Origin of the sequence: Paraburkholderia sp. J11-2, from assembly GCF_905220185.1 — a bacterium.
Taxonomy (GTDB): domain Bacteria; phylum Pseudomonadota; class Gammaproteobacteria; order Burkholderiales; family Burkholderiaceae; genus Paraburkholderia.
In genome coordinates this window covers 32,211-50,559 of sequence record NZ_CAJMYY010000048.1, presented here as the reverse complement: position 1 = coordinate 50,559, position 18,349 = coordinate 32,211, and the positions used below count along the sequence as shown (strand labels likewise).

Sequence of the window (18,349 nt, the reverse complement as noted above, 5' to 3'; positions counted from 1 at the left end):
GCCCTGCATTGCACTGCCCTGATCGTGTGTCGAGTAGATGTTGAAGAAGCCGGTCCACTTGATCGTCGAAGGGTCGCCGTAGCTTTGCTGCAAGGAGGCGTAGTACTGGCGCCAGACGTCGTCGGCCTGATTGGCGAAAAGCGAAAGGCTCCCGTCCTTGCTGTAGCCCATTATCGCGGCTATCCCAGCGGCCGGCGGCGCCCACAGATGCCCACGAGCGTCGGTCTCGCCGATGGCGCGCGGCTGCGTTGCCAGCCTTCACGTCTAAGCACCACACTCGCGTCGATATTGCCTGCGCCGAGGCGATTTATTGCAATTGCGCATCCGCCCATCGGGTGCGAGCTTCCTGTGTCAGCCGGATCCGGTTGGTGCGAAAACCAGCGAGGGGAGGCCGCGTGGCGGGGCGGGCAAATCGCACAACGGAACGGCTTTGAGGAAGTGAGTGTGACATTTCCTGCCATCCGGAGGGCGCTTGTCGACCCTGAGCAGCCGCTCGACCTGAGTAGCTCAAGTGACTGCTGCTCGCCCGATATCAGCCATTCGACATCCGTGCGCCCAACGCTCCGATCCATTCATATCTGCGCTAATGCCGGCGGGCTGAATCTGCGGCGAGATCGCGGATGCAGGATAGCCGAATAAGTGCCGACGCCATAAGCTGCTCCAACTTCAGCCTGTCGAGGTACGACGTGAATCCGATTGCTGATGCCCGATGCCATTTGCCCGGTGAACCATAGAGCGCGCGGGTGGTGTACTTTCGTCCAGTCAAGTCGTATGCGTAAAGCGCAACTGAGTCTTCAAGTAGCGCAGGAACGCTTGCAGCTTCGGGGACGGCACGCGCTCCCTCGGAAACAGGGCGTTGAGATCCTGTTGCGGACCGACCCATTCGGGTCTTTCGACATTCCCCATTCACGCCACCTTTCAACGTCTCCGGGCTCCCTGCCATGTCCGTACCGCTTGAAACGCACCCGGAAACCGGCTTGCCGATTGGCACGCAGTTCGCGGCAGGATTCGGCCGGGAAGACACGTTGCTGCAACTTGCCGGGCAACTCGAGCGGGCCCGGCCGTGGGTCGATCGCCGCCCGATATTGTGGGCGGGATGCCAGTCGAAGTGACAACGACTCGGGGCGCGCGAGCGTGGCCATCTAGATGACAGAGGGCCGCGCGTATCACGCAAAAGTTGGTGCTGCTGCGGCAGCGCCGTCGCGAGCAGCTACATCTGCGTCGACGCTCGTTTGGTCGATGGAAAGACTTGGGCCGTGCCTCTGAAGGCTGGCAGCAAAGTCGATCTTCTGCGCCGTGCCCGGCGTGACAAGCAGTCCTGTGCAATGTGATTGTCCGCTCGTTCCCTCATCGTTATCGCGACACAGCTCCCGGTGTCTGATTGAGCGCGTCTCCCGGGCCTTGTGTGGCGAACGCGCACTGCGACGCCTTGATCGCATCACGATTCTCGTCCACCCATTGCAACAGCGCCCGCAAATGCGGTTCCAAGGAACGACCCAGCGGCGAAATCTCGTACATCACCGCGACGGGCGCGGTGCAGACCACCGATCGCTTGACGAATCCACTGGCTTCGAGGCGACGCAGGCATTGTGTCAAGGCCCTTGTGTGATGCCGTCGTTGGCGCGCCGTAAAGCGTTGAAGCGCATCGGGCCTCCGCACAAATGTCCTAGCACGAGCAGTGTCCACTTGCTCGTTATCTCCTCGAGCACGAGGCGGTTCAGTTCAAGCGCTTCCTGGGATAACGCGGGCATGGTCGAGGAGGCAAGTCCATTACCTATCAACGCTTCCCCGACAGTCTGCTGCGAGAAAATGCTTTCCTCGGACGCCTCGCCGATCTGTTTGACGATGGCCGGCTGGCCGGTAATGCGGATATCGCGTCATTGACGAGCACGTTCGGGCCACTGCTGAGCTTCGACGCGTGGTTGGCGGGCCCGGGCAAGTCTCTGTTCGAAGCAGCGCTCAACGCGAAGGACACGACGATCGCGCTACGCTAATGACCGTTGACTGGACATCAGGGCGCCGCCACTGCCGCCGCCCGAGCTGTTGCCATAGACCACCCTCCGCGTGCAAAGGGCCGGTATCAAAGCGAAGCGGTCGTTCCAACGACTCCGTAACAGCGAAAATACACGGCGCTTGCTGGCGGACTATAGCCCGATGCAGTGGCCCATAGTCGTCGACCCCCAAGCGCCGTTCTCTGGGCCTATAAGCGGACGTCGACGAGCGCGGTTAGCAGGACTCCAATTGCTCCAGTCGTTCGATGTAAGCGTCGCCCCATTGCTTCATTGCCTCAAGCACGGGCGCGAGCGTTTTTCCGAACTCGGTCAACGAGTATTCGACACGCGGCGGAACCTCCGCGAAAACCTTACGTGTCACGATCCCGTTCAATTCAAGTTCACGAAGCTGCAGCGTCAAAGAGCGCTGCGTGACTGTTCCGATCAAGCGTCGCAATTCGCCGAACCGTTTCGTGCCGTTCATCAGATAGTGGACGATCAGCGGTTTCCATTTTCCGCCGGCGACGTCGACCGTTGCAGCAACGGAGCACTGATACGTAGTAACCGAAGAGGCCATGCAGACTCCCAATAGGATACTTTCTATCCCTATATATCAAAGATGTGCCTTCTTGTACAAAAACAGTCGACCGCCGATAGTCTCCGCTCTATTGCGCTGACCAACGCTCAGCGGACGACCGTGTTATTCAAGGAGGGAGATAGATGAAGGCCGCATACTACGAAAGGCAGGGCAGAGCTTCGGAAGTACTGAGGCTTGGTGATTTTCCGGTTCCGCAACCAGGTCCCGGCGAAGTTCGCGTGCGAATCCATGCGTCCGGTCTGAATCCGAGCGATATCAAGGCGCGCACCGGTTTCTCCGGTCCTGCCGCTTTCCCCATGGTCATTCCGCATCAAGATGGCGCCGGAGTGATCGACGCGGTCGGGGTCGGCGTTGCGCCGACACGCATCGGCGAACGGGTATGGCTGTTCGAAGCGCAATATCGTCGCCCATTCGGCACGGCTGCGGACTGCGCAGTCGTGCCGGCATCACAAGCCGTTTTTTTACCCGACAACGTTTCGTTTGAGGTCGGAGCCTGTTTGGGCATTCCAGCACTCACGGCTCATCGCTGCCTCTTCGCAGATGGCGTTATCAACGGGCATAGCATACTCGTCCATGGGGGCGCGGGGGCAGTCGGAACCGCAGCAATCCTGCTTGCAAAATGGGCGGGCGCGTGGGTCGCGACGACCGTCTCAACGCCTGAACAGGCGGACGCTGCGCGACGTGCGGGTGCAGACCTTGTCATCAATCGACTGTCGCAAGATGTGTCGGCGATCGTGAATTCGGCTACTGGGCAGCGAGGGGTCGCCCGGATCGTGGATGTCAGTCTGCAAGACAACCTCGAAACCGATATGAGCTGTCTGGCCGACGGCGGCATCATCAGCGCCTATGCTGTGGAGTCCGCTGCCGACCACCTGGCCCTTCCGCTGCTAAAGGCGATGATCGCAGGCTGCACATTCCGGTTCATCTACATCTACACTGTCCCGGCGGCCGCAAAGTCCGCAGCGGTCTCAGCGATCAGCCAATGCCTCGTGCACGGAGCGTATGCACCCACGATAGGGATGCAAGTATCACTCGACGCTATCGTCGAAGCACACGAAGCTCAAGAAACGGGCCGGGTTATCGGCAAGATCATCGTGAAGCCGAATTCATAAGCACGAGCCCCACACGCCTGACTTATACGATTTCCTCAAGGCTGCCATTCAACGCGTGCAGTGGTTTACGATGACGCTCCAACGTCCTGTTCCCATACCGCCATGGAACTCCGGCATCTTCGCTATTTCATCGCTGTCGCAGAATTGCGCAGTGTGCGCTCGGCTTCCGAACAACTGCACGTGACGCAGCCGGCGATTTCCCGGCAAATCCAGGATCTCGAACAGGCCATCGGCGCGGCTTTGTTCGAACGTACGCCACGAGGTCTGCTGCTCACGGCTGCGGGCGAGGCCTACTTGTCCGAGGCGCGAGAGATTCTGGCCCGCGTAGACGCCGCCAATCGCCTCGCCCGCCAGATCGCCTCCGGTTTGCGCGGTCATTTGCGCGTCGGGTTTGTCGAAAACGCGGCATGGAGTGGCATTGTCTCCAGCGCGTTGCGCGAATTCGAACAGGCAGTGCCGGAAGTCGCGCTCGAACTGCAGCCGATGAACACTCCGGAGCAACTTGAAGCGATTGCAGCGGGACGGCTCGACGGCGGTTTCTGCTATCGAGTCGGTGTGCTCCCCGAAGGCATCGCGAGCGTGCCGGTGCTCGAACAGAACGTCCTGTTGGCCGTGCCTGAAGCGTGGCCGCTCGGCAAAGCGGGGGCCGTTTCGACGGCAGACCTTCGGGAAACCCCATTTATCGCCTTTCCTCGACGCGTCTACCCGGCGTACTACGACCGCCTCCTGTCCGCGTGCGCCGAGCGCGGCCTGACGCTCGACATCCGACAGGAGGCCAGCACCGAAACGGCCATCCTTTCGCTCGTGTCCGCGGGCATGGGGGCCGCGATCGTGAACGCGGCGAATCGCGATCGTCCACCGGCACGCGTGCGTTTCGTCGATCTTCAGGATTTGTCGGTGCCGTTGCCACTCGAATTCTGCTACGTAACAAACGGCGCAAACATGGCATTGGCTCGATTCATCGACCAGCTGAAGTAGGCGGCGCGTGGCTGCGGCGCGACGGTGGAGGAACGCGTAGCCGGTGATGCCTTCAAAGCATCACCGGCTGCAGAAAACGGCATTGGTCAGGCATTTTGTCTTCGGCGATAGTAAGACAACCGGGGCGTCGCCTCGCTGCTTACGGATCGCACCATGTCCCATCTTCCTTCGCTTATCGCCACTGACGTGGACTTCGAGCGCACCGGTTTCCAGACCGGCACGCTCAGGCTGCCCTGGTCGCACGATCGCTCGGCTTACGGGCACATTCCCATCCCGCTCGCCGTGCTCAACGCCGGAGCGGGGACAGGCCCGACCGTTCTACTCACAGGCGGCAACCACGGCGACGAATACGAAGGCCCAGTCGCATTGTTCAAGCTGCTCCAGCGGCTGCCGTCGATGGCGATCCGTGGCCGCATCATCGTGATTCCAGCGCTGAACTTCCCGGCCTTCATCAACGGCTCCCGCACTTCCCCGATTGACCACGGCAATCTGAACCGGCTTTTTCCGGGCGCACGCAACGGGCAGCCGACGGAGATGATCGCGCACTACGTCGAAACGGTATTGCTTCCACGCGCCGACGTCGTCATCGATCTTCACGCCGGCGGTGCATCTTTCGAACATGCTCCCACGCTTCTCGCGTCGCCACCCGCCGAAGGCGAGCGGCGTGCGCTCTATCTGGACCTCGTTCGCGCGTTTGGAGCACCAAACACGATGATCATGGATCTGCTCGGCGAAGATCGCACTTTCGCGGCGGCCGCCGAACGCCACGGGAAGCTATTCCTGTGCGGCGAATTCGGCGGCCACGCAGGGTGTGACGCGGCCAACCTCGCGATCGTCGAGAGCGGCCTGCTTCGCGTCCTGCACCGACTCGGCATGACGCCGGAGGCTGATCCCTCGCCGGCGGGTGAGACGCAATTTCTTCGTGTGGAAGGCGCACGCCACTATGTGTATTCGCCGATTGCGGGCGTGTTCGAGCCCGCTTTCGCACTCGGCGATCGCGTTCGCGAAGGTCAGATCGCGGGACGTCTCTTCGATCCGCACCGGCCCTGGCAAGCGCCGCTGGAGATTCGCTTCCGCGCCGACGCCACGGTGATGTGCATCCGTACTTTCGCGCGCGTGGAACCCGGCGACTGCATTGCATTGCTGGCCGCGGATACCGTTGTGGACTGAACACGGAACAACAAGAACGAGTGTGACGGACGAATCACCTACTCATCCTCCGGAGATCGTGCATGAGCGCTTATCCCCCTTCGATTCAGGCGACTGAGCACGTCGGCCGGCCGTCATCCAGCGATGTTCGACACCCGGTCTACATCGTGCTGCTGTTCTTCATCTGCTTCGCGTTCTCGTATCTGGATCGGCAGATCGTCAGCGTACTCGTGCAGCCGATCAAGCAGTCGCTCGCGCTCACCGATACTCAAATCGGCCTGCTGCAGGGTCTATCGTTCACGATGTGCTACGCAACGGCGGGCGTTTTCGTCGCGCGGCTCGTCGATCGAGCCAACCGGGTGAAGCTGATCGCCGCTTGCATTGCGATCTGGGCAATCTCGACGATGGCTTGCGGATTCGCATCGAACTTTTCCGAACTGCTCATCGCTCGTGCAGGGACCGCGATCGCAGAGGCCGCGCTGAGCCCCGCTGCATTGTCGATCTTCAGCGACATCTTCACGCCGCGTCGCGTGGCGCGCGCGAGCAGTGTCTTCATGCTTGGGCCATACGTGGGGGGCGGCGTTGCGTTGTTCGGCGGCGGCATGTTGTTGTCTGTCGCGCATGGCGACAGCAGCGCGCTACTTGCGGCGCATGGCTTCGAGCCGTGGCAAATGGTGTTCGTCGCGGTCGGGCTGCCCGGGCTCGTGTTGGCCGCGCTGGTGGCATTCACGGTTCGCGAACCGGTCCGCCAGGAGACCTTCGCTCGTGCTACGCAAGCAGGAGACGCCATGCCATCGCTGCGCGAAGTCGTGGTCGAACTGTTCGTGCGCAATCGCTTCTGCCTGCCGTACTTCGCGGCCTACGTCGCGTTGATCACGCTGTTCTACTCGCACGCCGCGTGGTTCCCGACTTTGCTGATGCGCCATTTTCATCTCGCGCCGAAGGCGGTGGGCCAGATGGCCGCACCCGCTTACGTGATCGGTGGGACACTTGGTATCGCGTGCGCGGGCATGCTTGCGACGCGAATCACTGACGAAAACACGTTGCGCAGGGTGCTGGGCTTCTCCGCCGGCGCGGTTGCTACACTGGTGCCAGCCGCGATTGCGATGCCGCTCGTCGCCGACAGCACAGTCGCGGTTCTGCTGTATGGCAGCTGTGCGTTCACCGCGAGCATCGCGATGGGCCTCGCGCCCGTACCGCTGCAAATCGCGGTGCCGAACCGCATGCGTGGTCGTTCGCTCGCTTTGCTCGTCTTCATGACCAACGCGATCAGCGGAGGCGTTGGGCCGCTGGCCGTCGGTTACCTGAACGAGCACCTCGGGCACATGGGCAACAGTCTGGGCGTCGCGCTGGCCTTGACCGGTGGGTTGTCCTCACTGATTGGCGCCGCGCTCTACATACTGGCCATGCGGCGCGTGCCGGTCGCGCATGCGCCTGCCGTAGAGCGAGGAACTCCATGACTTACTACGAACCAACGTTGCTATGAAAAACGCTTCCAATACTCATCTCGTGGGCGATGCAACCATCACTCGGGTGGATGAAACGGCGTTCGCACTCGCTCCCGATGTCTTGTTCCCGGACTGGGATCCCGCTAGCGGTCGTGTTCTGGAAGAACACTGTTCGACCGCCAGCCTCGACCTGACGAATCGACGCGTATCGATGAGAACGCATTTGTGGGTCGTTGAATTCCGCGGACTGACTATTGTCGTCGACACGGGAATCGGCAATGGGAAAACGCGGCCGTTCAGTGCACTGTTCGACCAACTCGACAACCCCGTGCTCGAGCGCTTCGAGGCGGCAGGCTTCCTGCGCGAGCGCGTCGACTATGTGCTGCTCACACATTTGCACGTCGATCATGTCGGATGGAACACGCATTGGCAAAACGACCGCTGGATGCCCGTCTTTCCGAACGCCACCTATGTATTCGGCCAGCGCGAGTGCGACTATTTCGCAAAGCCGGAAGGAGAGCCGCGGCGCATGGTATTCGAGGACAGCGTACTGCCGGTCATCGAGGCCCAACAGGCCCGCATCGTGCCGGATGAAGGGGCGGAGATTGTCGACGGCATTCGCTTTCTGCCGACGCCGGGCCACAGCATCGGGCATATGGCTATCGAAATTCGCTCACAGGGACAGACAGCATTGTTCTCCGGGGACGTGATGCACAGTCCGTTGCAAGTCTATCGTCCTCAGTGGAATTCGACGTTCTGCCTCGATCAGCCACAGGCGCGAGCATCGAGGCAATCGTTGCTCGAACGCGCGGCGAAAACGGGGGCGATCGTATTCCCCGCGCACTTTCCGGAAACATCAGCCGGTACGGTGCATGAAGGTCCGCACGGATTCGAATGGCGCTACTTGAGGGCGCCTCGCTCACCAGGCTGATGTCGGCGATGGTCGTGCTCGACAGCGCGCAGTCGTTGAGAGACACGGGGAGCGTCGACAACGACGACATCGATCGACTCAAGCACTCGGGGTCCCGCTTCCCGGCCGGCGCGTCGCTCGAACGGGCATCACGCCGGCAAGCGGGAACACCACCGCCTGTTGCCGCCTGAGCTAAACGACGTCCGCGTCGACCGGCGTGTAGATTGCGAGCTTAAGCGCCGGATCGTCGTTCGCCTGAAACGTTGCGTACTCGTAGCGCTGTACACCGTGCCTCGCGTGCGCAAAGACCTTCTGACCCGACGCGCCGCTGCGCACGTCGTGTGCACTCCACCATTTCGCGAACTCCTCGCTGCTCGAACCAAGGCGTCCTACCAGTTCGACGAACGCAGGATCGCCCGCATGGAGGTCGTGGCTTGTACGAAACAGCGCGATCATGCGCCGGGCTTCATTCGACCAGCTCGCGCCAAAGAGCCGCCGTGCTTCGGGTTCGAGGAACATGTAAATCATGATGTTGCGGTCTTGCGCAGCGAGACGATCGAAGCCGAGCAGTTCGGTGGCGGCCTGGTTGCACGCAAGGATGTCCCAGCGCCGACCAGTCACGTAAGCCGGAAGAGCGAGACTGGCTACCACCCGCGCGACGGCGGGCGGCACATTCTCGCGGGCGAAGGCGCGCGGTTCACTGCGCTGCGCGAGCGTGCGCAAATGGGCCACTTCGGCATTGTCGAGCTGCAATGCCCGCGCAAGCGCATCCAGCGTCGCATCCGAAGGGCTGACCGCGCGCCCTTGCTCGAGGCGGATATACCAGTCCACGCCGATGCCCGCGAGTTCCGCGACTTCCTCACGCCGGAGGCCGGGCGTGCGGCGGCGCCGGCCATCGTTGAGGCCGACGTCGCCGGGTCTCAGCTTCTTGCGCCGGGAGCGCAGAAAGTCGCCGAATGGGGTTCGCGTCGTGGCGGTCATCGTGTTCGCTTCATATCGGGTAGGACGGCAGGGTGGGACTGCGCAATCCTGGGATCGCAGCGGGCCTTGTTGCCTATTCTAAGCCTGCCAGAATCGGCCCATCCCCCCTTTCTGGAAGAGTCATGAAAGCTGCCGTCCTGAAGACGCTCAACGCGCCGCTCACGATCGAACAGATACCGGATCCTTCTGCAGGCACCGGCGAAGTTATCGTAGACGTCGTTGCGGCGCCGGTGTTGTCCTATGCGCAGGAAGTGTTCAGCGGTGAACGCCGCTATCCAATCGAGTTGCCTATCGTGCCGGGCTGCGGCGCGATCGGTCGGGTCCGCACAATCGGTCCCGATGCGACGCATCTGAAACTGGGCGACTGGGTGTTCTGCGATCCGACCGTGCGCTCTCGCGACGATGCGCTCATGCCTGATATCGTGCTGCAGGGCTGGAGCGCGCGAGGCGAGGGCGGCAGGCGGTTGCAGCGGTATTTTCACGACGGCCCGTTTGCCGAGCAGCTACGGTTGCCGACAGAAAACGCGGTGCGCATCGGCGAGATCGATCCGGCTGACGCCGCGCGTTGGTGCGCGCTCAATACGTTGCTCGTACCATACGGCGGGCTGCTCGCGTCTGATCTGCGGGCCGGTGAGATCCTGCTCGTCAGCGGAGCGACTGGCAACTTCGGCAGCGCGTGTGTCGCGGTCGCGCTCGCAATGGGCGCGCGCTGCGTCGTCGCACCCGGCCGCAACGCGCAGGCACTCGAAGACCTGGAGCGCAGATTCGGCGATCGCGTGCGAACCATTTTACTGTCCGGCGACGAAGCAACGGATAGCGAACGCATGCAACGGGCGGCGCCAGGACCGATCGACTGCGTGATGGACCTGATGCCGCCGTCTGTTCCGGCGACGACGGTGCGTGCCGCGGTGATGGCGGTCCGCCCGTATGGGCGCGTGGTCCTGATGGGCGGTGTTGGCATGCTGGGCGGCGCGGGCCTCGAGCTTCCCTATCCGTGGATCATGCGCAACGACATTACGTTGCGCGGCAAGTGGATGTATCCAACGCAAGCCGTGACGTTGATGACAGGTTTGATTCGAGGTGGGCTGCTGCATCTGGGCCATTTCGATGTGACAACGTTCGCGCTCGACGATGCGAACGAGGCAGTCGCTCATGCAGCGGCGAACGGCGGCCCATTCCGGATGACGGTGATCAGCACGGCGCGTTGACGAGTGTGGTTCTTCGCAGACGATCACACAATGGGCGACCTGCCTTTGTGCCTGACAAACGCTTGTCCTGTGCTCAAGTCCACGACCCCGTCCTCAAGTTCATTCAGGAAATGTCCGCTGACGACAAAAGGAATTCGCTCCCGGCGTCATGTTGCGGCCATCTACGCCCGAGATTCGTCATCCTTGTATCGCAGGGGCGCGAAGCAGTCGACCGGTCCAGGTACCCTTGGGATAGGACTGCTCGCAACGAAACCTCGCAGCCGATACTACGCGCCGCTATGAACGCTTTGGACAGGCGGTAATGCGCTGAACTGCAGCCATTCGAACACACATCCCGAGCGTCGCTTCATGGCCGAGCCCGGAAGTCCGTCAGAAGAAGATGCGCAGCGGATCGCCCTGGCAGACGAACTTCCGTAGCCGACGGAGGCGGCGCTCGTTGGTGGTCGTGACCATGTTGATAAGTCACGCCCCGGGCTGGTAGGCTGCGAGTTGAGCCGAGATGCCGCCACCACTGTAGTCACCCATGCGTGACATCACCGACGGCGCGTAGGACAGCGTTTGCATCGGAGCCAGGCTGAGACCTTTGCGGTCGAGGTTGCCTTCTCCCCAGTTGTAGGCGCGTAACGCTGACGTGAGATCTCCCCCATAGTGGCGAATCAGCCCGGAAAGCTTTCGTGCGGCCGCCCACGCGGATTGCGAAGGGTTCATTGGGTCGACGTGATATTCCCTTGCCGTCGTCGGCATTAGCTGGAACAAGCCCCGGGCGCCGGCGTAACTGACCGCGTGGGCGTTGCCCGATGATTCCTGCTGGGCAAGTGCCCCGAGTAATCCAGTTGGCAGTCCGAATCTCCGTTCCGTGGCAGCAAAGTTCAGCTTTGAAGCCCAGACTTGAACGGCGGCGTTGAGCCTGCCGGGCCGGCGAGACTGCACGGCGACTTCAGTCGCGCTCGCCAAACTTTGCGCATCGGGCGGTGGCTTCCAGCCCGCCACCTGTCCGACGAAGATGACTCGCCTCGAACGCTCCTGTTCGCCACTGAGGTAGTCCTCGCTGTACGCGAGCAACGCGACTCCCGCCAGAACGGGACTCAGAAGTATCATCGTCAGCGCACCGGCGCCGCGCCGCAGCAGTGTGGTGAGGCGACCCAGATGCGGATGAGGATCTGGAATCCGGGTAGGGCTGCTCGGAAGGAGGGACATGTTGCCTCCGCAATAAAGCCGCACAGAGAGCAACAGGCGGATTGTTGACGCAGCTTGGAGTGTGCGCCGTGCCGGTTGCCTGGACATGTGTCCCGGTGTCGCCAGTGAGTTTTCCCTCTATTTTGAAGAGCGCGCAATTGGCCGGCGGAAACAGCGCGCGATGGCGCTCCCGGGTCAATGTGCAATCAGGGCCGGGTGAGGCGCACTCTCGGCTGGAATGTCAGGCGCGCTGCGAGGACGCCGCCGATCGCGCCGCCGAGATGGCTTTGCCATGAGATGCCGGGATAGACAGGCAGCACGCCGGACAGCAGGCTGATGCCATAGGCGACCACGACGAAGAGCGCGACCAGCATGGCGAGGAAGTGACGTGTGTAGATGCCGCGTGCGACCAGATAGCCCGCGTAGCCGAAAACGAGTCCGCTCGCGCCGATATGGACGCTATATGGGGCGCCAAGCAGCCAGGCGCAGCACCCCGCGCCAAGCATGCCCCCCGCGGTCGCCACGACAAAATTCCCGATGCGAGGCCACATTGCGAGCCACCCGAGAACCACGAGGCCGCCTGTGTTCGCCATGATGTGGCCGAGGCTAGCGTGAAGCCACGGCGCGAACAGGATCCCCTGGAGGCCGGAGACGGTGCGCGGGACGACGCCGTGGTGTGTGAGGCGCAGCGACGGGAAGGCGGCGGACAGAAAGAAGACCGCCCACATCGAGCCGATAAAGAGTGCGAGCACCACGATCCGGCTCTCGATCTGCGCGGCGAAGCTTCGATTTTTCGCTGTGTTCGGCATGGTCTGGTTGTCGGAGCGCCCGCGTGGCACGCCGCAAAGGCTACAGGTACCCTGTAATGGGTTACGCGACAAGCGCTTCTTCGAAATCCGTGTTCTGCGCCGCCCCATGATGCGCCAGAATGAAGCTGCGGACCTGCGGGTACACGACGGAATGCCAGGGCTTGCCCGAGAAAATCCCATAGTGTCCGCACTTCTCGGCCGTGAAGTGGCGCCTGTCATGTGCGGCGATACCCGTGCAGAGGTCGTGCGCGGCGCGCGTCTGGCCGTCGCCGCTGATGTCGTCGAGTTCTCCTTCAACCGTCATGAGCGCCGTCGTGCTGATTGCCTGCGGCAGCACCGGTTCGCCGCGGACCGTCCAGGTGCCTTGCGCCCGGCGGAATTTTTGAAATACGGTCTGGATCGTCTCATGTCGAGCACCGCGTTGTATTCATCGTAGAAGCGGCGATGCGACTCGGCGCTCTCCTCATCGCCGCGTACCAGATTCAGGTAGTAGTCGTAGTGCGACTGCATAGGTTTTGTCGCAGTAAGACTCGATGAGCAAACGAGATCGATATGCAACGTACTGCTTATATAACTAGATTGTAGAATTGATCAGCCGCTGACGGATGGGTTCCGCGGGCGCACTTCATCTGTTCTTTCGCGATCATATGCATAAGTTCAATGCCGGCCAGAAGGATCCGGGCACAGCGAAAATACTTGAAGCCCAGCATGGGCCGGGTGCGCCGCTTGATCGCCCGGTGGTCCTGTTCGACGAGGTTGTTGAGATATTTGGACCGACGGATCTTGATGGGCACCTCACGATCGGCGTTGCTCGCTTCGAGCGCGGCGAGATTGGCGCCGCTTTTGTCGATGGTCACCGTCTCGGGCGCGCCATTCTGAGCGATCGACATCTCAAAGTAACGCCGGGCTGCAGTCTTGTCCCGATGAGCGCGTAGTAGAAAGTCGATGGTGTTGCCGTCCTTGTCGACGGCCCGATAAAGATATCGCCAATCGCCCTTGACACGGATGTACGTCTCGTCCATGCGCCAGCTCTTGCTGCCCGGAAGTTTCAGTCGCGCGACCTGGTGCTGGTCGTCAAAGAAATCCTCGAGGAAACAGGGTGCCGGCCCCAGTGGCTGGAATTCGAAATTACCGAAATCCTGCTGCTTGCGGAGAACGATTCGGTCATGAGTGCGCTTTTGGCATTCGAGGACATGGGGTTGTCGATCGCTCCGCGTTATCTCAGCGTCGCGTGCGGCGGCAAATCGTAAGGACGCACAAGAAATGCATCTGTTTTGCCGCGGGTTTTCAGCATTCAGGATTGCTCATCGGCCATTCTCCTGACGATCGACGCAAAACGTACCTCCAATATCGGCAAACCGTTCGCCGTGATATAGCGGCGCGCCCGTTTTTGCGGGATCATCCGGCCCTCCAGGCTGCGGGATCTCACGCTATTCACTACCCATGGAAAATGGCCTTCTACTCTTCCCGGTCGCGGCGCTTCACGTTGAAGCGACCGGCGAGCCGCTGTGGTTTCGCCGGGCGCCCAACTCGCACGCAGCGGTCATTTCCGACTTCGGGGACGTTCCCGACGTGCTCATGCGTCTGCCCGAATGCTGGTGCGTCGTCCCCGGCGCCAGGCTCGAAGGGTTGCACGATGACGAGGACATTGCCGATGCTGACCCGCGCTTCAACGGCGCGCTCCCCGATCATCACTTCGCGGTCGTCCGCCACACCGACCAGCGCCTGAACGTCGCGCTGCTGTTGATGAACGCAGCGGAAGCCGTGCTCTTGCCCACGCGCATTTACGGTGCGCGCGAGCCGTTCGAAGGCTGTGTGCCAGGTGTTGAAGCGACCCTCGTCGAAGCAGCTGGCCAAGGCGTCTGAGCCACGGCGCGGGCCTACGGGTGATCCCTGCTAGCCAGCGCAGCGGGAAGATGCATCGCGCCGTTTTGTAAGCCCATTATTGGCATCGCAAGGCATACGTAATAATTCTACGGACCGTTTGCCGATTTGGGAGCTGTTTCAAAAACTGACTAAAGCTAATTTTCCGCAAGGCCAAAACGAATGTTCTTGCGGAGAAAAAATGCTACGAAATTGGAGACGGGCGCTGCTGATGGCGGGCGGCGCCGCGATAGCCGCCCACGCGGCCCATGTCCTCGCAACCGAGAAGGCCGAGGACCTGACGATCGCGAAGATGCCGGCGTACAGCCCGCATCAGGTGTACGTGGTGGACGTCAACTTCAGCTCGATGACGGACGCGCGCACGAATGTCCTCGACGGCGACGCCAACCGCTTCCTTGGGCAGATCGACGCCGGTTTCGCGCCGGGCTTCGCGATCAGTCCCGATCACAAGACGAGCTACGTCGCCACCACGTACTTTGCGCGCGGCTCGCACGGCGCACGTACCGATGTCGTTGAAATGACGGACAACGCGACGCTGCAAATCACGGGCGAAGTCGTGATCCCGCCGAAGCACGCGCAAAGCGTACCGTCGCCGTACAACACGTCGCTTTCGAAAGACGGCAAGTGGCTTTACGTCGCGAACATCACGCCCGCCACATCGGTCACCGTGGTCAACACGGCCACGCACCAGGTCGCCTCGGAAATCGATACGGACGGCTGCGTGCTCGCCTATCCGTCGGGGAGCGACCGCTTCACGTCACTGTGCGAAAGCGGCAAGGCGTTGACCGTCGTCCTCGGTGCGAACGGCAAGGAAAAGAGCCGCAAATTGTCAGACCCGTTCATCGATGTCGCGAAAGATCCGGCATTCGTGAACGCGTCGCGCAGCGGCAATACGTACTGGTTCGCGACGTTCAATGGCAACGTGCGCACTGCCGATTTCAGCGGCCCGGCACCCGTGTTCGGCACGCCGTGGGCGCTCGTGACGCCCGATGAGGCGAAGGCCGGCTGGCGTCCCGGCGGCCTGCAGCAAACCGCGCTGCACGTGCCGACGCAGCGTCTTTTCGTGGCGATGCACCAAGGTGCAGAGGGCTCGCACAAAGACCCGGCAAGCGAAGTCTGGGTGTTCGACCTGAAGACGCACAAGCGCATTGCGCGCTGGAAACTCGCGGACCAGAAGATCGATCCGCTGCTTTCGATCCAGGTGAGCGAAGACGCGCATCCGCTCTTTTACGGCATCACGACGACCTCCGACGTGGTCGTTGCCGACGCGGCAACGGGCAAGCTCAAGCACGTTCACAAGCAGGTCGGCGCGACGTCGTCGCTGCTGGTCAATCCGTAACGAGGCGCGAATCATGATCTCAAGTCCCGTTATCGATCCGGTCGTTTCGACTGTTGCGCTCGCAACCACATCGATTATCACTTTGGCGCTCGCGATTCCGAAGGTGATGCGCCAGTCCGATTTACGACAAGCCGTAGCGGGCTTCCAGTTGCTGCCGCACGTGCTCGTCGCGCCGTTCGCACTCGCCTTGCCGATCGCCGAAGTGGCCGCCACGCTTGCGTGCCTCGTGCCCGCCACGCGCAGCCTGGGCGCCGCGGCGCTCGCCGCGCTCTTCGTGCTGTTTGCGTTCGCGCTCGGCATCAACGTGGCGCGAGGGCGTACCAATATCGACTGTGGCTGCAATGGCTTTCGCCAGACGGGCGGTCCCGCCGCTCACTCGATCGGATGGGCGCACGTGGCGCGGGTGTTGCTGCTGGCCACACTGGCCGTGCTCGCAGGCATGCCGCAAAGCGTGCGCGCGGTCGTCTGGTTCGACTACCTGAGCGTGCTGGGCGCGACGCTCTTCGCCGTTGCCGCATTTTTTACCCTGGACGTGCTGCTCGCCAACCGTCCGAAGCTGAATCACCTGAGGAACTCGTAATGGAAAACGCACTGTTGATCTCTAATGCTCTGCTGTGGGCCGGTGTGCTCGCGCTCTGCGCCATCTCGCTCGCACTGGTGCGCCAGATCGGCATTCTGTACGAAAGGATGATGCCCGTCGGCGCACTGATGATCGACAAGGGCCCGGCGGTCGGCACTGTGGGCCCGTCGTTCGAGCTGGGCGCGCTCGATGGCCGTCAAGTCAAGGTGGGCGGAATCTCGGCCGCGGGCCGCAGCACGCTCGTATTTTTCCTCTCGCCGAGCTGCCCGGTGTGCAAGAAGCTGCTGCCGCTGCTGCCGTCGATCCAGGCGCGCGAAACGGCTACCGACATCGTGCTCGCAAGCGATGGCGACACCACGGAACACGCGGCCTTCTACAAGAAGCTCGGCCTGAGCCAGTTCCCCTATGTGCTCTCACAGGAGCTGGGCATGGCCTACCAGATCGGCAAGCTGCCCTATGCACTCCTGATCGACGAGTCGGGCAAGATCCGCGCGAAGGGCCTCGTGAATTCGCGTGAACACCTCGAAAGCCTCTTTGAAGCGAAAGAGCGCGGCGTGGCGTCGCTGCAGGAGTACGTCCATGGGGATCACGCGGGTCATACGAATCACGCGGAGCAGCACGCCTGAGCACGTCATCAAAGAACAGAACGACAGGACGATAAGCATGAAATGGTTCGACAACTTCTTCGAGCTGAGAGCGCGCACCGTCGCGCAGCGCAGCTCGCGGCGCAGCGCCATGGCGACGCTTGGCCGCGCGCTGGTCGGCTCGGCGCTCGTGCCGCTCTTGCCGGTTGACCGCACCTTCGCGGCGGAGAACGCGGCCGCTGCAAGCGGCGCAAGCGCGCCGGCCGCGGGCAAAAACGACGATCCGTATAGCTGCGATTACTGGCGCTACTGCGCGATCGACGGCTGGCTGTGCAGTTGCTGCGGTGGCACGTCGAGCAGCTGCCCGCCCGGCACGACGCCTTCGCCGATCACGTGGATCGGCACCTGCCGCAATCCGCACGACAACACCGACTACATCGTGTCGTACAACGACTGCTGCGGCAAAACGTCGTGCGGGCGCTGCTTCTGCAACCGCAACGAGCGTGAGAAGCCGCTCTACAAGCTCTCGCTGGACAACGACATCAACTGGTGCATGGCAAGCGGAAACGCGAACTATCACTGCTCTGTATCCGCCTTGCTTGGAGTGGCGCAGCAATGACATCAACGATTTCCAACCAGCGCCTCGCAAAGTGGGTCATGACGTTGTGCGCGGCGAGCGCCGCGCTGATGGCGGGCGACGCGTTTGCGCAGAACGTGCAGTTTGCGCCGGGCAAGGCGTTCTTCGACACGAAGTGCGCCGTGTGCCACCAGGCGGGCGGCAGGGGGCAGGATGGTCTCGCGCCGCCGCTCACCGAACTGCCGGGCCGCTACGCCGCGATTGGCGAAGGGCGCAAACAACTCGGCCTCACGGTGCTCAACGGCATGTTTGGCCAGATCGCGATCAAGGACAAAACCTACAACTTCAAGATGCCGAGCTTCCGGACCGAATCCGACGAGGATCTCGCGAGCGTGCTCAACTACCTCGTGTTCGACGCGAATGCGAAGCATGCGGGTGCGAAGCCGTTCACGGCGGCTGAAGTGAAGGCGCTGCGCGTGACGCAGATGGACGGTGCGCAGGTGCGTGAGCATCGCGAAGCCACGCTCAAGAGCCTCGGGCTATGAAGGCGGGGCATGCGCGTGTGTGGCTTGCCGCATGTGCATTCGCGCTCGGCGCGAGCGCGCATGCGCAGGAGCGCGGCTACGACGCAGCCTCTGCGCGCAATGCGTGGACGCTCAACTGCATGGGCTGCCATACGGGCGACGCGCATGCCATTCCGGGCAAGGTGCCGCCGCTCTCCAGCGAGCTAGGGCATTTCGTGCGCTTGCCTGAAGGGCGCGAGTTCGTGATGCGCGTGCCAGGTGCGTCGAATTCCTCGCTGAGCGACGCGGAGCTCGCAAACGTTTTGAACTGGCTGATCGACACGAAGAACGCGGACACGCGGCCAGCAGATTTCAGGCCTTATACCGCGCAGGAAATCGCAGCACGGCGCAGGCCGGCGCTTACCGACGTCGCGAAGCATCGGGCGGCGCTGGTCGAGCGTATGCACAAAAGCGGCGATACAGCCGTAGCTGAACAGTACTAACGAAAGGCAAGAGCGGGCC

The 18,349-nt window shown here is 62.2% G+C and carries 18 protein-coding genes and 5 pseudogenes; 15 read left to right on the top strand and 8 right to left on the bottom strand.

Annotated features, from left to right (window positions below):
• Positions 1-165: pseudogene (locus U5A57_RS39205) on the bottom strand (OprD family outer membrane porin); the annotation flags it as partial.
• Positions 166-884: 719 nt separating this feature from the next.
• On the opposite strand from U5A57_RS39205, the pseudogene U5A57_RS39200 reads away from it, so the two are divergent.
• Positions 885-1,112 (top strand): annotated as a pseudogene (locus tag U5A57_RS39200) (amidase family protein); the annotation flags it as partial.
• A gap of 241 nt (positions 1,113-1,353) precedes the next feature.
• Here the strand turns inward: U5A57_RS39200 and U5A57_RS39195 are convergent.
• Both U5A57_RS39195 and U5A57_RS39190 read right to left on the bottom strand, forming a co-directional pair.
• A pseudogene (locus tag U5A57_RS39195) lies at positions 1,354-1,751 on the bottom strand (winged helix-turn-helix transcriptional regulator).
• Between the two features lie 475 nt (positions 1,752-2,226).
• Entirely contained in the window at positions 2,227-2,568 is a 342-nt protein-coding gene (locus tag U5A57_RS39190) for a helix-turn-helix domain-containing protein (protein ID WP_321917522.1), read from the bottom strand.
• Positions 2,569-2,711: 143 nt separating this feature from the next.
• On the opposite strand from U5A57_RS39190, the gene U5A57_RS39185 reads away from it, so the two are divergent.
• The 5 genes from U5A57_RS39185 (at position 2,712) to U5A57_RS39165 (ending at position 8,207) form a co-directional block, all read left to right on the top strand.
• Entirely contained in the window at positions 2,712-3,701 is a 990-nt protein-coding gene (locus U5A57_RS39185; protein WP_321917521.1) for an NADPH:quinone reductase, read from the top strand.
• Between the two features lie 102 nt (positions 3,702-3,803).
• On the top strand, positions 3,804-4,679 hold the full coding sequence (locus tag U5A57_RS39180; RefSeq protein ID WP_321917519.1) for a LysR family transcriptional regulator: 876 nt from the start codon (positions 3,804-3,806) through the stop codon (positions 4,677-4,679).
• A gap of 153 nt (positions 4,680-4,832) precedes the next feature.
• On the top strand, positions 4,833-5,849 hold the full coding sequence (locus U5A57_RS39175; RefSeq protein WP_321917518.1) for a succinylglutamate desuccinylase/aspartoacylase family protein: 1,017 nt from the start codon (positions 4,833-4,835) through the stop codon (positions 5,847-5,849).
• A gap of 62 nt (positions 5,850-5,911) precedes the next feature.
• The gene (locus U5A57_RS39170; RefSeq protein ID WP_321917516.1) at positions 5,912-7,288 is read left to right on the top strand and encodes an MFS transporter; all 1,377 of its coding nucleotides are present in this window, start codon (positions 5,912-5,914) and stop codon (positions 7,286-7,288) included.
• Positions 7,289-7,310: 22 nt separating this feature from the next.
• A complete protein-coding gene (locus U5A57_RS39165; RefSeq protein WP_321917514.1) occupies positions 7,311-8,207 on the top strand; it encodes an MBL fold metallo-hydrolase in 897 nt (298 codons plus the stop codon).
• Between the two features lie 171 nt (positions 8,208-8,378).
• Here U5A57_RS39165 and U5A57_RS39160 read toward each other — a convergent pair whose 3' ends face one another.
• Positions 8,379-9,167 carry a helix-turn-helix transcriptional regulator gene (locus U5A57_RS39160; RefSeq protein ID WP_321917512.1) on the bottom strand — a complete coding sequence of 263 codons (789 nt, stop codon included), beginning with the start codon at positions 9,165-9,167 and terminating at the stop codon, positions 8,379-8,381.
• A gap of 122 nt (positions 9,168-9,289) precedes the next feature.
• Here U5A57_RS39160 and U5A57_RS39155 point away from each other — a divergent pair, with 122 nt between their 5' ends.
• Positions 9,290-10,375: a zinc-binding dehydrogenase gene (locus tag U5A57_RS39155; protein ID WP_321917510.1), complete on the top strand. Its 1,086-nt coding sequence runs from the start codon at positions 9,290-9,292 to the stop codon at positions 10,373-10,375.
• A gap of 462 nt (positions 10,376-10,837) precedes the next feature.
• Here the strand turns inward: U5A57_RS39155 and U5A57_RS39150 are convergent, their stop codons facing one another.
• From U5A57_RS39150 to U5A57_RS39135, 4 genes and pseudogenes are all read right to left on the bottom strand, one after another.
• Positions 10,838-11,572, bottom strand: coding sequence for a lytic transglycosylase domain-containing protein (locus U5A57_RS39150; protein WP_321917509.1), 735 nt, complete (start codon positions 11,570-11,572; stop codon positions 10,838-10,840).
• Between the two features lie 185 nt (positions 11,573-11,757).
• The gene (locus U5A57_RS39145; RefSeq protein ID WP_321917507.1) at positions 11,758-12,360 is read right to left on the bottom strand and encodes a rhomboid family intramembrane serine protease; all 603 of its coding nucleotides are present in this window, start codon (positions 12,358-12,360) and stop codon (positions 11,758-11,760) included.
• A 61-nt stretch (positions 12,361-12,421) separates the two neighbouring features.
• Positions 12,422-12,864 (bottom strand): annotated as a pseudogene (locus tag U5A57_RS39140) (polyhydroxyalkanoate depolymerase); the annotation flags it as partial.
• Between the two features lie 62 nt (positions 12,865-12,926).
• Positions 12,927-13,409, bottom strand: a pseudogene (locus U5A57_RS39135) (IS6 family transposase); the annotation flags it as partial.
• Between the two features lie 15 nt (positions 13,410-13,424).
• On the opposite strand from U5A57_RS39135, the gene U5A57_RS39130 reads away from it, so the two are divergent.
• From U5A57_RS39130 to U5A57_RS39095, 8 genes are all read left to right on the top strand, one after another.
• Complete coding sequence (locus U5A57_RS39130; RefSeq protein WP_321917505.1) at positions 13,425-13,610, top strand: hypothetical protein; 186 nt, start codon at positions 13,425-13,427, stop codon at positions 13,608-13,610.
• Positions 13,611-13,803: 193 nt separating this feature from the next.
• Complete coding sequence (locus U5A57_RS39125) at positions 13,804-14,226, top strand: hypothetical protein (protein ID WP_321917503.1); 423 nt, start codon at positions 13,804-13,806, stop codon at positions 14,224-14,226.
• Between the two features lie 199 nt (positions 14,227-14,425).
• Positions 14,426-15,583, top strand: coding sequence for an amine dehydrogenase large subunit (locus tag U5A57_RS39120; RefSeq protein ID WP_415774127.1), 1,158 nt, complete (start codon positions 14,426-14,428; stop codon positions 15,581-15,583).
• Between the two features lie 13 nt (positions 15,584-15,596).
• Positions 15,597-16,163: a MauE/DoxX family redox-associated membrane protein gene (locus tag U5A57_RS39115; protein WP_321917500.1), complete on the top strand. Its 567-nt coding sequence runs from the start codon at positions 15,597-15,599 to the stop codon at positions 16,161-16,163.
• Entirely contained in the window at positions 16,163-16,789 is a 627-nt protein-coding gene (gene mauD / locus U5A57_RS39110) for a methylamine dehydrogenase accessory protein MauD (protein WP_321917499.1), read from the top strand. The genes U5A57_RS39115 and mauD overlap by 1 nt, the downstream gene beginning before the upstream one ends.
• Before the next feature lie 37 nt (positions 16,790-16,826).
• Positions 16,827-17,366: a methylamine dehydrogenase light chain gene (locus U5A57_RS39105; RefSeq protein WP_233885774.1), complete on the top strand. Its 540-nt coding sequence runs from the start codon at positions 16,827-16,829 to the stop codon at positions 17,364-17,366.
• Entirely contained in the window at positions 17,363-17,869 is a 507-nt protein-coding gene (locus tag U5A57_RS39100; protein ID WP_321917496.1) for a cytochrome c, read from the top strand. Before U5A57_RS39105 ends, U5A57_RS39100 begins: the two co-directional genes overlap by 4 nt.
• On the top strand, positions 17,866-18,330 hold the full coding sequence (locus tag U5A57_RS39095) for a cytochrome c (RefSeq protein ID WP_321917494.1): 465 nt from the start codon (positions 17,866-17,868) through the stop codon (positions 18,328-18,330). The genes U5A57_RS39100 and U5A57_RS39095 overlap by 4 nt, the downstream gene beginning before the upstream one ends.
• Positions 18,331-18,349: the final 19 nt, after the last annotated feature.

Coding starts and splice junctions, on each gene's coding strand:
- U5A57_RS39190 (WP_321917522.1), bottom strand. CDS start 2,568: ATGGCCTCTTCGGTTACTACGTATCAGTGCTCCGTTGCTGCAACGGTC.
- U5A57_RS39185 (WP_321917521.1), top strand. CDS start 2,712: ATGAAGGCCGCATACTACGAAAGGCAGGGCAGAGCTTCGGAAGTACTG.
- U5A57_RS39180 (WP_321917519.1), top strand. CDS start 3,804: ATGGAACTCCGGCATCTTCGCTATTTCATCGCTGTCGCAGAATTGCGC.
- U5A57_RS39175 (WP_321917518.1), top strand. CDS start 4,833: ATGTCCCATCTTCCTTCGCTTATCGCCACTGACGTGGACTTCGAGCGC.
- U5A57_RS39170 (WP_321917516.1), top strand. CDS start 5,912: ATGAGCGCTTATCCCCCTTCGATTCAGGCGACTGAGCACGTCGGCCGG.
- U5A57_RS39165 (WP_321917514.1), top strand. CDS start 7,311: ATGAAAAACGCTTCCAATACTCATCTCGTGGGCGATGCAACCATCACT.
- U5A57_RS39160 (WP_321917512.1), bottom strand. CDS start 9,167: ATGACCGCCACGACGCGAACCCCATTCGGCGACTTTCTGCGCTCCCGG.
- U5A57_RS39155 (WP_321917510.1), top strand. CDS start 9,290: ATGAAAGCTGCCGTCCTGAAGACGCTCAACGCGCCGCTCACGATCGAA.
- U5A57_RS39150 (WP_321917509.1), bottom strand. CDS start 11,572: ATGTCCCTCCTTCCGAGCAGCCCTACCCGGATTCCAGATCCTCATCCG.
- U5A57_RS39145 (WP_321917507.1), bottom strand. CDS start 12,360: ATGCCGAACACAGCGAAAAATCGAAGCTTCGCCGCGCAGATCGAGAGC.
- U5A57_RS39125 (WP_321917503.1), top strand. CDS start 13,804: ATGGAAAATGGCCTTCTACTCTTCCCGGTCGCGGCGCTTCACGTTGAA.
- U5A57_RS39120 (WP_415774127.1), top strand. CDS start 14,426: ATGCTACGAAATTGGAGACGGGCGCTGCTGATGGCGGGCGGCGCCGCG.
- U5A57_RS39115 (WP_321917500.1), top strand. CDS start 15,597: ATGATCTCAAGTCCCGTTATCGATCCGGTCGTTTCGACTGTTGCGCTC.
- mauD (WP_321917499.1), top strand. CDS start 16,163: ATGGAAAACGCACTGTTGATCTCTAATGCTCTGCTGTGGGCCGGTGTG.
- U5A57_RS39105 (WP_233885774.1), top strand. CDS start 16,827: ATGAAATGGTTCGACAACTTCTTCGAGCTGAGAGCGCGCACCGTCGCG.
- U5A57_RS39100 (WP_321917496.1), top strand. CDS start 17,363: ATGACATCAACGATTTCCAACCAGCGCCTCGCAAAGTGGGTCATGACG.
- U5A57_RS39095 (WP_321917494.1), top strand. CDS start 17,866: ATGAAGGCGGGGCATGCGCGTGTGTGGCTTGCCGCATGTGCATTCGCG.